Origin of the sequence: Caulobacter segnis ATCC 21756 (assembly GCF_000092285.1) — a bacterium.
GTDB classification, from domain to species: domain Bacteria; phylum Pseudomonadota; class Alphaproteobacteria; order Caulobacterales; family Caulobacteraceae; genus Caulobacter; species Caulobacter segnis.
On the sequence record NC_014100.1, the window covers coordinates 1,043,404 to 1,056,933 of the forward strand.

Annotated in this window: 9 protein-coding genes; 7 read left to right on the plus strand and 2 right to left on the minus strand. The window is 68.5% G+C overall.

Annotated elements, in window-relative coordinates; genetic code table 11:
• Positions 1-11: 11 nt before the first annotated feature.
• Together CSEG_RS04870 and manD are read right to left on the minus strand one after the other, a co-directional pair.
• On the minus strand, positions 12-761 hold the full coding sequence (locus CSEG_RS04870; RefSeq protein WP_013078144.1) for a FadR/GntR family transcriptional regulator: 750 nt from the start codon (positions 759-761) through the stop codon (positions 12-14).
• Positions 762-870: 109 nt separating this feature from the next.
• Positions 871-2,082, minus strand: a complete 1,212-nt coding sequence (gene manD / locus CSEG_RS04875; RefSeq protein ID WP_013078145.1) for a D-mannonate dehydratase ManD — start codon at positions 2,080-2,082, stop codon at positions 871-873.
• 246 nt (positions 2,083-2,328) lie between these two features.
• Here manD and CSEG_RS04880 point away from each other — a divergent pair, with 246 nt between their 5' ends.
• From CSEG_RS04880 to CSEG_RS04910, 7 genes are all read left to right on the plus strand, one after another.
• Positions 2,329-4,473, plus strand: a complete 2,145-nt coding sequence (locus CSEG_RS04880) for an alpha-glucuronidase family glycosyl hydrolase (RefSeq protein ID WP_013078146.1) — start codon at positions 2,329-2,331, stop codon at positions 4,471-4,473.
• A 198-nt stretch (positions 4,474-4,671) separates the two neighbouring features.
• Entirely contained in the window at positions 4,672-5,988 is a 1,317-nt protein-coding gene (locus tag CSEG_RS04885) for an amidohydrolase (RefSeq protein WP_013078147.1), read from the plus strand.
• Positions 5,989-6,242: 254 nt separating this feature from the next.
• Positions 6,243-7,394, plus strand: a complete 1,152-nt coding sequence (locus CSEG_RS04890; protein WP_013078148.1) for an endo-1,4-beta-xylanase — start codon at positions 6,243-6,245, stop codon at positions 7,392-7,394.
• Between the two features lie 172 nt (positions 7,395-7,566).
• Positions 7,567-9,252, plus strand: a complete 1,686-nt coding sequence (locus CSEG_RS04895) for a glycoside hydrolase family 43 protein (protein ID WP_013078149.1) — start codon at positions 7,567-7,569, stop codon at positions 9,250-9,252.
• A 228-nt stretch (positions 9,253-9,480) separates the two neighbouring features.
• On the plus strand, positions 9,481-9,999 hold the full coding sequence (locus CSEG_RS04900) for an FKBP-type peptidyl-prolyl cis-trans isomerase (protein ID WP_013078150.1): 519 nt from the start codon (positions 9,481-9,483) through the stop codon (positions 9,997-9,999).
• 140 nt (positions 10,000-10,139) lie between these two features.
• A complete protein-coding gene (locus tag CSEG_RS21445; protein ID WP_106907070.1) occupies positions 10,140-11,768 on the plus strand; it encodes a sensor histidine kinase in 1,629 nt (542 codons plus the stop codon).
• A 165-nt stretch (positions 11,769-11,933) separates the two neighbouring features.
• Positions 11,934-13,529 (plus strand): flavin monoamine oxidase family protein, encoded by a 1,596-nt coding sequence (locus CSEG_RS04910; RefSeq protein WP_013078152.1) that lies wholly within the window; start codon positions 11,934-11,936, stop codon positions 13,527-13,529.
• The last annotated feature ends 1 nt before the right edge of the window (position 13,530 follow it).

Consider the following 13,530-nt stretch of genomic DNA (forward strand, 5'->3'; position numbering starts at 1 on the left):
CGCTCTTCGCCCTAGATCGCCACCCGCTTGGCGATCGCGCTGCGGCGGGCCTTGGTTTCCTGCTGGGCTTTCTGGACCGCTTCGGTCTCGGTCGCGTGGAGCAGGTGGTCGATGACGCGTTCCAGGTGGTCGCGCATGGCCTGGCGGGCGGCGGCGGGGTCGCGGGCCTTCAGGGCGTCGACCACGCGGCGGTGCTCGACGATGCGGGGCTCCAGGCCCATGCCGCGGGCGCGGGCCAGGATGTTGCGGGCCAGGGGCGAGCGGTTGCGCCAGTCCCACAGGTTCTCGATCGTGGCGATGATCGCGCCGTTGCCGGTGGCCCGGGCGATGGTCAGGTGGAACTCGCGGTCGGCGTCCTCGCCCCGGATCTCCTCCTCCTCGTGCATCCGCCGCAGCAGGCCCTCGAGCTCGACGATCTGGTCGTCGGTGATCGAGGTGGCGGCCAGGGCCGCGGCCTCGCCCTCGAACAGCCGGCGGGCCTCGATCAGCTCGAAGGCGCCGATCTCGAAGTCGATGTCGGCCGAGGGCGCGATCGGGCGCACATTGCCGGTGACGTATATGCCCAGACCGTGACGGGCCTCGATCATGCCCAGCATTTCCAGGGCGATCATCGCCTCGCGCAGGGTGGGGCGGGAAACCCCGAACTGCTCGGCCAGCTCGCGCTCGGTCGGCAGTCGGTCGCCGATCCGGTACTGTCCCGCCTCGATGGCCTCGGCCACGGTGTCGGCGATCTTACGGTAGAGCTTGACGTTGTCTGACATGGTCGGCGAAAGGGCCCGAAAGACGCTAGCTTGTCTAGGTCCGGATTCTAACACGGACCATGGCGACGCTTGGCGTGTTTTCTCCTGTCAGGCTTTCTCGCCGCTCTGGTCACCAATCGTGCATCGAGCCGTCCAGGCGGCGGGCGACCGGCAGGTAGGCGCGCTTGTACGGATACTTGGCGGCCAAGTCTTCGTCGATGTCGACGCCCAGGCCCGGGGCCTCGCCCGGGTGCAGCATGCCGTCCGAGAAGGTGTAGGCGTGCGGGAACACCGCGTCGGTCTCGGGCGTGTGGCGCATGTACTCCTGGACGCCGAAGTTCGGGATCGACAGGTCGAAGTGCAGGGCCGCGCCCATGCAGACGGGCGAGAGGTCCGTGGCGCCGTGGCAGCCGGTGCGCACGTGGTGCAGGTCGGCGAAGCTGGCCAGCTTCTTCAGGTGGGTGATCCCGCCGGCGTGCACGGCCGTGGCGCGGATGTAGTCGATCAGCTGCTCTTCGATCAGCTGCTTGCAGTCCCAGATCGAGTTGAAGATCTCGCCCACGGCCAGCGGCGTCGTGGTGTGCTGGCGGATGATCCGGAAGCTGGCCTGGTTCTCGGCGGGGGTGGCGTCCTCCATCCAGAACAGGCGGTAGGGCTCCAGATCCTTGCCCAGGCGCCCGGCCTCGATCGGGGTGAGCCGGTGGTGGACGTCGTGCAGAAGGTGGAGGTCATCGCCCAGCCGTACGCGCGCGGCCTCGAACAGGGCGGGGGTGCTGCGCAGATAGCGCTCGGTCGACCAGATGGTCTCCTTGGGCAGGTCGCTGTCGGCCGGCTCGTAGAACATCTTGTCCTTGGAGACGCCGTAGGTGCCGCTCATGCCGGGCACGCCGGTCTGCAGGCGGATGGCCTTGTAGCCCTGCTCGGCGTAGTGGGCGGCGTTGTCGAGGGTCTCCTCGATCGTCTCGCCGTTGGCGTGGCCGTAGACCATGACCCCCGAGCGGCAGGCGCCGCCCAGCAGCTGGTAGACCGGCAGGCCGGCGATCTTGCCCTTGATGTCCCACAGCGCCATGTCGACCGCGGCGATGGCGGCCATGGTCACCGGGCCCCGACGCCAGTAGGCGCCGCGATACAGGTACTGCCAGATGTCCTCGATCTGGTGGGCGTCGCGACCGATCAGGCAAGGGATGACGTGCTGCGAAAGATAGGCCTCGACCGCCAGCTCGCGGCCGTTCAGCGTGGCGTCGCCGATGCCGTACACGCCGTCGCTGGTCATGATCTTCAGCGTGACGAAGTTGCGCCCCGGGCAGGTGACGATGGTCTTGGCGGCGATGATCTTGGGCATGAGGCGCTTCGACTGGGCCGCTCGGGCCGTGAGTGGGTGGTCGAAAGCACGGGACGCCAGGCGCACAAGCCGCGCCAGCTATCCAAGACTTCCTCCCTGGCTTATCGATGTACCGGTACCATAAAGGTTGTCAACCCAGTGGTCTGACCTCTAAGACTACAAGACCGGACCTCCGAAGACGCTTGAGTTGTCGCGTCTTTCCGGGTTCGGAAGGTCATAAGAGCCGGGATTAGGGTAGGAAACATGATGCGTTTGAGGGCTTTCGCGGCTGCTTTGCTGTTGCTCGCCGCTCCGGCCGCGCGCGCCGAGGACGGTTATGACCTGTGGCTGCGCTACAAGCCGGTCGAGGCCTCGGCCAAGGGCGCTTACGCCGCCCGCGCCGCCGCCATCGCCCCGGCCAGTGATACGCCCACGATGAAGGTCGCCCGCGCCGAGCTGGAGCGAGGCCTGACGGGCCTCGTCGGCAAGCCGGCGTCCGCCGCCGCCGGGACGCGCGACGGCGTGATCCTGCTGGGCGCGGCCTCCGATCCGGCCGTGGCCAAGCTGAACCTGCCGCTTAAAAGCCTGGGCGAGGACGGCTATCTGATCCGCACGCTGCCGGTGAACGGCAAGGCGACCACGGTGATCGCCGCCAACCGAGACATCGGCGTGCTGTACGGCGTGTTCCGCTATCTGGAGCTGATCCAGACCCGCCAGCCCGTCGCCAGCCTGGATCTCGCCAGCGCGCCCAAGGTCAAGCTGCGGATGCTGAACCACTGGGACAACCTGAACCGCACGGTCGAGCGCGGCTATTCGGGCCAGTCGATCTTCGACTGGTGGAAGCTGCCGGATCACGTCGATCCGCGCATGGTCGACTACGCCCGCGCCAACGCCTCGCTGGGCATCAACGGCGCGGTGCTGAACAACGTCAACGCCAAGGCTGACAGCCTGACCGCGCCCTTCATCGACAAGGCCGCGGCGCTGGCCGACACCTTCCGCCCCTACGGCATCAAGGTCTATCTGTCGGCCCGCTTCTCGGCCCCGATCGAGATCGGCGGCCTGAAGACCGCCGACCCGCTGGACCCGGCCGTCCGCGCCTTCTGGAAGGCCAAGGCCGACGAGATCTACAAGGAGATCCCCGACTTCGGCGGCTTCCTGGTCAAGGCCAATTCCGAGGGCCAGCCCGGCCCGCAGGACTACGGCCGCACCCATGTCGACGGCGCGAACATGCTGGCGCAGGCCGTGGGCCCGCACGGCGGCGTCGTGATCTGGCGCGCCTTCGTCTACTCGCACGAGCAGCCGGACGACCGCGCCAAGCAGGGCTACACCGAGTTCAAGGCGTTCGACGGCCAGTTCGCCGACAACGTGGTCATCCAGGTCAAGAACGGCGCGATCGACTTCCAGCCGCGCGAGCCCTTCCACCCGCTGTTCGGGGCCATGCCCAAGAGCAACATCGGCATGGAGTTCCAGATCACCAAGGAATACCTCGGCTTCGCGACCCACCTCGTCTATCTGGGCCCGCTGTTCGAGGAGACCCTCAAGGCCGACACCATGGTCAAGGGCAAGGGCTCCACCGTGGCCAAGGTGGTCGATGGCCAGCTGGACGGCCGCAAGCTGACGGTGATGGCGGGCGTGGCCAACATCGGCTCCGACCGCAACTGGAGCGGCTCGCAGTTCGACCAGGCCAACTGGTACGTCTTCGGGCGCCTGGCGTGGGATCCGGAGGCCGACACCCGCGCCATCGCCCGCGACTGGGCCAAGATGACCTTCACCAACGACGAGCGCTTCGTGAAGCCCGCCGTGGACATGATGATGGGCTCGCGCGAGGCGGCGGTGGACTACATGACCCCGCTGGGCCTGCACCACCAGATGGGCGAGGGGCACCACTACGGCCCCGGTCCCTGGGTGTCGGGCGGTCCGCGCGCCGACTGGACCAGCGTCTACTACGCCAAGGCCGGCCCCGACGGCATCGGCTTCGACCGCACGCCGACGGGCAGCGACGCCACCAGCCAGTACGCGCCGCCCGTGGGCGCCTGCTTCGCCGACCTCAAGTGCGTCGACGAGAAGGACCTGCTGTGGTTCCACCACCTGCCCTGGGACTATCGCCTGAACTCCGGCGACACCCTGTGGGACGGCATGGTCAAGCACTACTCGCGCGGCGTCTCGTACGTGGACGGCATGAACCGCACCTGGGCCAGCCTGGCGCCGTATGTCGACGCCCCGCGCCACGCCGAAGTCGCCGACTTCCTGAAGATCCAGCGCAACGAGGCCCAGTGGTGGCGCGACGCCTCGATCGCCTGGTTCCAGACCTTCTCCAAGCGCCCGCTGCCGGCGGGGGAGAAGCCGCCCGAGAAGTCGCTGGAGTACTACCAGGGCCTCAAGTTCCGTTTCGCGCCGGGGAACGGACTGTAGGGGCTGCTAATAAACCACCGTCATCCCGCGCTTTAATGCGCGGGACCCATGGTTCAGCTCGCAAGTGCGCTGATGGGTTTTCGCTGCCCGTGCGGCGGATAAATGGGTCCCGCGCATAAAGCGCGGGATGACGATAAGGGTGGCGGATCAGCGTCCGCCATGCGTCATCTTAAGCGACGCCATTCGCTTGAGAGTCCCATGAAGCCCCTGTTCGCCGCCGCCGCTCTGGCGCTCGTCCTCACCGCCTCCGCCCAGGCCGCGCCGCTGAACGCGCCGGCGACGCTGAAGGTCATCGACGCCCAGCTCGACCGCGACTATCCGGCGCTGGAGGCGGTCTACAAGACGATCCACGCCCATCCCGAGCTGGCCTTCCAGGAGGTCCAGACCGCCAAGACCCTGGCGACCGAGATGCGGGCCCTGGGCTTCACCGTCACCGAGGGCGTCGGCAAGACCGGCGTCGTGGCGATCCTCAAGAACGGGGAGGGCCCCAAGGTGCTGATCCGCACCGAGATGGACGGCCTGCCCATGGAGGAGAAGTCGGGCCTGCCCTACGCCAGCCGGGCGACCGCGATCTGGCGCGACGGCCAGACCTTCGTCGCCCATTCCTGCGGCCACGACATCCACATGGCCGCCTGGCTGGGGACCGCCCGCCAGATGGTCGCCATGAAGTCCAAGTGGAAGGGCACGCTGGTCTTCGTCGCCCAACCCGCCGAGGAGGTCATCGGCGGCGCCAAGGCGATGCTGGCCGACGGCCTGTGGGACAAGATCGGCGGCAAGCCCGACTATGGCTTCGCCCTGCATGTCGGCCCAGGCGTGGCCGGCGAGATCTCCTACAAGGCCGGCGTGATCAGCTCGACCTCGGACGGGCTCGACATCACCTTCAACGGCCGCGGCGGCCACGGCTCGATGCCCTCGACGACGATCGATCCGGTGATGATGGCCGCCCGCTTCACCGTCGACGTCCAGAGCGTGATCAGCCGCGAGAAGGACCCCGCGGCCTTCGGCGTCGTCACCATCGGCTCGATCCAGGCGGGCAGCGCGGGCAACATCATCCCCGACATCGCCCGGGTGCGCGGCACGATCCGCACCCAGGACGACGCGGTGCGCGAGAAGATCCTCGACGGGGTCAAGCGCACGGCCAAGGCGGTGGTCGACATGGCCGGCGCGCCGCCGGCCGACGTCAAGCTGAACCCGGGCGGCAAGATGGTGGTCAACGACCAGACCCTGACCGAGCGGACGGCGGCGGTGTTCAAGGCCGCCTTCGGCGCTCGCGCGGTGGCCCAGACCACCCCTGGCTCGGCGTCGGAGGACTATTCGGAGTTCGTCATCGCCGGGGTGCCGTCGCTGTACTTTGGTATTGGGGGTTTTGATCGCGCCACGATCGAGAAGGCCAAGGCCGAGGGCAAGACGCCGCCCAGCAACCACTCGCCCTACTTCGCCCCCACGCCCGAGCCCAGCATCCGCACCGGCGTCGAGGCCATGACCCTGGCCGTGCTGTCGGTGACGGCGAAGTAGGGGCGAGCAGTCGAACGCTAGACAAAAACCCTCGTCACCCCGGAAGCCTCGCAGAGGCTATCCGGGACCCAGGGGCATGCGGCAGTGCGGTGGCTCCTGGGTCCCGGCTCTTCGCTGCGCTACGGCCGGGAAGACGAGCAGATGTTAGCGTAGGCTGCATGACCCCCTCTAATGGGTTGACCCCGCCGCCGGCCTAGGGTGATCTGCCGTCAAAATGGTAGCGGTAACGAGCTGCCGATAAGCGGGAGGGGCCCATGGCTTCCAACATCATCGACCCCACGCGGCGACAGGCCTTGGGTCTCGCCGCCGGCGCCGCCGCCGGCCTGATCGCGCCCCGGGCCTTCGCCGACGAGACTCCGCTCCGCGATCTGGCCCAGGCCAAAGGGCTCTATTTCGGCTCGGCGGTTCCGGCCGGACCGCCTGGCGCGACGCAGGGTCCGTTCGAGGACGCCCGCTACCGCGCCATCCTGGCCCGCGAGTGCGGCGTGCTGGTCCCCGAGAACGAACTGAAGTGGTACGTGGTCCGCCTGGCCGGGCCGGAGGCCTTCGACTTCAGCCGCGCCGACCGCATCGCCGCCTTCGCCAAGGAGAACGGCCAGGCCCTGCGCGGCCACACCCTGCTGTGGCACCACCCGCAATGGTTCCCGGCCTGGACCAAGACCTACGACTTCGGCGTCAAGCCCGCCCAGGCGGCCGCCAAGATGGTCACCGAGCACATCCAGGCCCTGTGCCAGCGCTATCCGCAGATGATCTCGTGGGACGTGGTCAACGAGACGGTCGACCCCAAGGACGGCTCGATCCGCTCGACCTTCCTGTCCGACGCCATGGGCAAGGAGGAGGTGCTGGACCTGTCGTTCCACGTCGCCCGCCAGGCCGCGCCCAAGGCCCGCCTCGTCTACAACGACTACATGAGCCAGGAGGTCGGCAACGAGAAGCATCGCTACGGCGTGCTCAAGCTGCTGGAAGGCTTCAGGAAGCGTGGGACGCCCGTCGACGCCCTGGGCATCCAGAGCCACATCGGCGCGGAGAACGCCGACACCTTCACCGGCTTCGGCAAGCCGCAGGAGAAGGAGTGGACGGCGTTCCTGAACGACGTCACCGGCATGGGCTATGACCTGCTGGTCACCGAGTTCGACGTCCACGACAAGGGCCTGCCGGCCGAGTTCGCGCCGCGCGACGCGGCGGTGGCGGCCTACGCCAAGGCCTTCCTCGATCAGGTGCTCAGCTACCGCCAGACCAAGGAGGTCCTGGCCTGGGGCATGATCGACAAGTACTCGTGGCTGCAAGGCCAATGGCTGCGCGAGGACAAGAAACCCAAGCGCCCGACCCTCTACGACGACGACTACAAGCCCAAGCCCCTGCGCGAGGCCGTGGCCGCCGCGCTGCGGGCCGCGCCGGCGCGGTAGGGTTTAGCAGCGCCCCCTCCGTCGCGGTGCGGATACGCACCGCGCCACCTCCCCCGCGTCGCGGGTGAGGAGGAGGGCGCATCATCCTCCCTCGCGCAGCGGGGGAGGTGGATCGCCGCCACCGGGCGGCGAGACGGAGGGGGCGCTCAAAAGCCCCGAAGGGAGTAGACGAATGATCCGAACGGCAATGACCCTGGCCCTGCTGGCCGCCCCCGCGCTGGCGCCGATGACGGCTCAAGCCGCGCCCAACACCGCCGCCTTCAGCAACTTCGTCTATCAGGGCAGCGACCCGTCCGACGCGATCAAGGCGGGCCCGGGCCAGTACCGCAATCCGGTCGTCCAAGGCTTCTATCCCGACCCCAGCGTCACGCGGGTGGGAGGTGACTATTACCTGGTCAACTCGACCTTCACCTGGTTCCCCGGCCTGCCGATCCACCATTCCACCGACCTGGTGAACTGGACCCAGATCGGCAACGCCATCGACCGGCCGGGCATGCTGGACTTCAAGCGCCTGGGCCTGTCGCGGGCGGTGTTCGCGCCGGCCATCACCCACCACGACGGCCTGTTCTACATCCTCAACACCTGCGTCGACTGCGGCGGCAACTTCCTGATCACCGCCAAGGACCCGAAGGGGCCGTGGTCGGATCCGGTGTGGCTGCCGCAGGTGGGCGGCATCGACGCCTCGCTGTTCTTCGACGACGACGGCCGGGGCTGGATCGTCAACAACGAGGAGCCGCCGGGACCGGCGGAATACCAGGGCCACCGCGCCATCTGGATCCAGGAATACGACCCCAAGACCCAGAAGACGATCGGCCCGCGCACGGTGCTGCTGGACAAGGGCGTCAACCCGGCCGCCAAGCCGATCTGGCCCGAGGGGCCGCACATCCTGAAGAAGGACGGCTGGTACTATCTGACCGCCGCCGAGGGCGGCACGGCCGAGGGCCACAGTCAGGTGGCCTTGCGTTCCAAGGCCGTCACCGGTCCCTACGTGCCCTATGAGCACAACCCGATCCTGACCCAGCGCGGCCTGCCCAAGGACCGGCCGCTGCCGATCACCTCGGCCGGCCACGCCGACATCGTCGACACGCCCGACGGCAAGTGGTGGGCGACCTTCCTGGCCGTGCGGCCCTACGGTAACGACCTCTACAACACCGGCCGCGAGACCTTCCTGCTGCCGGTCGAGTGGAAGGACGGCTGGCCGGTGATCCTGGAGAACGGCAAGACCATCCCCTACGTCGCCGACGCGCCGAAGTTGCCCAAAACCCCGGCCCCGCCGACCTCGGGTCCGTTCAAGGCCGCCGAGAGCTTCGCGGGCCCCGAACTGCCCCCGGGCTGGATGACCATGCGCATCCCGACGTCGCGCTGGTGGTCGGTGAAGGGCGGGACGCTGAACCTGGAAGCCCGCAAGGACAAGCTGGGCGGCCAGGAGCAGCCCTCGATCTGGGCCCGCCGCCAGCAGCACATGAACGCCACCGCCTCGACCACCGTGCGCTTCACCCCCAAGGCCGACGGCGACAAGGCGGGCCTGGTGGCTCTGCAGTCCGACGACTTCTACTGGTTCGTGGGCCTGGTTCGCGACGGCGGCAAGACGCTGGTGCGGGTCGAGAAGCGGACCGGCAAGGGCGATCCGGTCGATGGCGTCGTGGTGGCCGAAAAGTCGGTTTCCCTCAAGAACGGCCAACCGCTGAACCTGAAGATCGACGTCAAGGCGGGAGCTCTGGACTTCGCCTACGGGACCGCGCCCGGGAAGTGGGAGACGCTGAAGGCCGGGGCTGATGGGACGTCCCTGAGCACCAAGGTCGCCGGCGGCTTCGTCGGGACCATGCTGGGGGTCTATGCCCACGGGGCGGAGCAGTAGGTAGAGCGCCCCCTCCGTCTCGCCGCGTATCCGCGGCGATCCACCTCCCCCGTTTGCACGGGGGAGGATGACTCTTCCTCCTCCCTCGCGAAGCGGGGGAGGTGGCGCGACGCCGAAGGCGGCGTGACGGAGGGGGCGCTTACGTCCTCCCCCAAATTTCGCCGCGAAGTTCGGGTGAACCCCCGCTAGGGTGTCGCTGATCGACACCGAGTCCCGAAAGATCCCTTGATGCGCCTTCTCGCCCCCTTGGCCCTCGCCGCCGCGCTCGTCGCCCCCTTGGCCGCCGGCGCCGCCCACGCCCAGACCCCGCAGGTGTCGCCGCCGCCGCAGCTGAACGCCGGGCCCTCGGCCGCCGCCGTCGCCGGCAAGGCCTTCCTGGAGAAGAACGCCAAGGCCCCGGGCGTCGTCACCCTGCCGTCGGGCCTGCAGTACAAGGTCGTGACCAGCGGCCCCAAGACCGGTCCCTCGCCGAAGCTGGGCGACATCATCAAGGTCAACTACGAGGGCAAGCTGCTGAACGGGACCGTGTTCGACAGCAGCTTCGCGCGCGGCAAGGCGGCGATCATGCCCGCCGACGGCCTGATCCAGGGTTGGCTGGACGCCCTGCCGCTGATGCATGTGGGCGATGAGTGGACGCTCTACATCCCCGCCGAGCTCGGCTACGGCTCGCGCGACATGGGCGAGATTCCGCCCGACAGCGTGCTGATCTTCCGCCTGAAGCTGGAAGGCATGCTGGCGGTGGATTGATCAGGCTCTCCTGGCGAGAGACCGCGACGGACGGCGCCTGTGGCCAAAAGCCGCGTTTTACGCTTCGCTATCTCCGGCGACGTAGGGCGTGGGTGATGATGCGGAAGTCTTCTCTTTCCCGCCGGCCCTTCAAGCGGCCGATGCGATTGATCCAGGGGATGGTCGCCGCCGCCGCCGTTCTGGTGGTGGTGTCGATCCTCGGCGGTCTGGGCCTGACGGTCCTGACAGCGCGGACCCTGGATCGCATCGAGGCGCGGGACGAGATCCGCCTGGTCCGCCGCTCGATCGAGGTTTCGCTGGAGCGCATGACGCGCGAGCTGACCTCGGCCACCGTGTGGGACGCGGCCTACGCCGCCATGGGGGCCAAGGTCGACGCGCCCTGGGCCGACATCAATTTCGGCGCCTACTACAAGGAGCAGTTCGAGCACGACGTGGCCTTCGTCCTGCGCGACGGCAGGGTGATCTACGCGTCGAGGGACGGCAAGCGCGGCGACGCGCGGGCGTTGGGCGGCTTCCCGGCCCAGGCCGCGCCGATCGCCGCCGAGGTGACCAAGGACGCCGCCGCCGTCCTGGCCAAGGGCCGCCTGAGCACCGGCGCCGAGGTGACCCGTAGGGGGCTCATGAAGGTCGACGGAGCGGTCTATCTGGTGGCTTTCGCGTCCGTGACCCCCGAAAGCCGGGCGGTCGCCGACGCCTATGCCGGCCCGCCCGCGGTGGTCGTCGTCGCCCGGCGGATGGATGGGCCCTTCATCCGCCGCTTCGCCGACGACCTGGGCCTGGAGGACCTCCAACTGCTCGCCGCGCCTCCCGGCCTCAAGCCTCGCGTCCAACTCGCCGACATCAACGGGCGGCCGATCGGGGTGTTGTCGTGGGACGCCGCCGATCCTGGCCTGACCCTGATCAAGAGCCTGGCGCCCTGGCTCGCGCTCGGCTTCCTGGTGATGAGCCTGGCCGCCTTCTTCCTGCTTCGGCGCGTCATGGAGGCGCTGGCCCAGATCCGCGACAGCCGTCGCCAGTTGATCGCCGCCAAGGAAGAGGCCGAGGCCGCCAACGCCGCCAAGACGCTGTTCCTGGCCAATATGAGCCACGAGATTCGCACGCCGCTGAACGGCGTGCTGGGCATGGCCCAGGTCATGGCCGCCGATACGCTGAGCGAGCCGCAAGCCCGACGTCTGCGCATTCTGGAGGAATCGGCGCGTTCGCTGATGGCGCTGCTCAACGACATCCTCGACATCGCCCGGCTGGAGCGCCGCGCGATGCGCCTGCGCGAGCAGCCCTTCGATCTGGTCGAGATGGTCGACGCCGCCTGCTCGGCGTTCTCGGGGGCGGCCGCCGCCAAGAACCTCGGCCTGAAAGTGGACGTCGCGCCCGAGGCCGGCGGACGCTGGACGGGAGATCCCATCCGGCTGCGTCAGGTGCTCGGCAACCTGGTGGCCAACGCCATCAAGTTCACCGAAGTCGGCGGCGTGACGGTGCGCGTTCGCCCCCTGACCAAGGGCTTGCGCTTCGAGGTCGAGGACACCGGTCCGGGTATCGCGCCGCAATCCTTGCCCAGCCTGTTCCGGCGCTTCTCGCAGGCCGATTTATCCATGACCCGGGCGCACGACGGCGCCGGCTTGGGGTTGTCGATCTGCCGCGAGTTGATCGAGCTGATGGGCGGGTCGATCGACGTGCGCTCCGAGCCCGGCCAGGGGTCGAGTTTCTTCTTTGTTGTCCCGCTCGAGCGGCTGGCCGATCAGCGGCCGTCGCTCCGGGTGGTGGGGTCGTAAGGCTGCACAGTTCCCGCGCAGCCAAGCCGTCCGGGCGCCGATAATTCGGAGCCTGGGCCGCATCCTGGGAGCCGGGTTCCACGCGGCGCCTCGCCGCCGACGCAACGACTGATAGCCCTTTTATCCGCACGCCGAATTCGGCGGCGCGTGAGGGGAAGGGCTTTCATGGATTCCGGTGTCAGGGCGCCGACGCGGCGCCAGCTTCTGTCCGCCATCGCCAAGGTCGGCGGGACGGCGGCGCTCTATCAGGCGATGACCACGCTGGGCCACGCGGCCGAGACGCAGTTCCACGGGCCGCCGAACCTGCAAGGCGCGCGGCCGGGCGCCAGCGTCATCGTGCTGGGCGCGGGCCTGGCCGGCCTGCTGGCGGCCTACGAGCTGCGCAAGGCCGGCTACAAGGTCCAGGTCCTGGAGTTCCAGAACCGCGCCGGCGGCCGCAACTGGTCGCTGCGTGGGGGAGATAGTTACACCGAGCTGGGCGGCGCGACGCAGAAGGTCGCCTTCTCGCCCGGCAACTACCTGAACCCCGGCCCCTGGCGGATCCCGCACCACCACCGGACCCTGCTGCACTACTGCAAGGCGTTCGGCGTGGCCCTGGAGCCGTTCATCCAGTTCAACCACTCCGGCTGGATCCACTCGTCCCAGGCCTTCGGCGGCAAGCCGGTGCGGTTCAACGCCGCCGCCGCCGACTTCGAGGGCAACATCGCCGAGCTGCTGGCCAAGTCGGTCAACGCCAAGGCGCTGGACGACACGGTCACGGCCGAGGACCGCGACAAGCTGCTGGAGGCCATGAAGGGCTGGGGGCTGCTGGACAACAATTACAAGTACTCGCCCAGCCTGAAGGCCTCGTCGCACCGCGGCTACGAGCGCCCGCCGGGCGGCGGCGTCAACGGCGCGCCGATCGCCTCGAAGGACCTCTACAGCCTGCACGACGTGCTGGACCCGCAGGTCTGGACCTCGATGGGCTTCTTCATGAACCACGAGATGCAGACCACCATGTTCCAGCCGGTCGGCGGCATGGACATGATCGGCAAGGGCTTCGCCAAGCAGGTGGAGGGCCTGATCACCTACAACGCCAAGGTCGGCAAGATCGCCCAGGACGACAAGGGCGTCACCGTCAGCTGGACCGACACCGTCACGGGCAAGGCGACCGACGCCAAGGCCGACTGGTGCGTCTGTACGATCCCGCTGGGCGTGCTGGGCCAGATGGACCTGCAGGTCACCGACGAGATGATGGCCGCGATCAAGGCCGTGCCGTACTCCGGCCAGGTCAAGATCGGTCTGGAGATGAAGCGCCGCTTCTGGGAAGAGGACGACTACATCTACGGCGGCCACAGCTTCACCGACCAGGAGATCGCCCTGATCTCCTATCCAAACAACAACATGTTCAAGGACGGCCCGGCCGTGCTGCTGGGGGCTTTCGCCCGCGAGATGGGCGCCTATCGCCTGGCCGGCATGACGCCCGAGCAGCGGATCGAGGTCGCCCTGGCGCAAGGCTCGGTGATCCACCCGGAAAGCTACCGCAAGGAGTTCGCCTCGGGCGCCTCGGTGGCCTGGAGCCGCGTGCCCTGGACCCTGGGCTGCTGCGCCCGCTGGAACGAGGACACCCGCAAGCAGCACTACCAGACCCTGGTGGGCATGGACCGCCGGATCGTGCTGGCCGGCGAGCACGCCTCCTATGTCGGTTGCTGGATGGAGGGCGCGCTGCTCTCGTCCATCGACGCCATCACCCGTCTGCACAAGCGCGCGCTGGAGGCTTGAT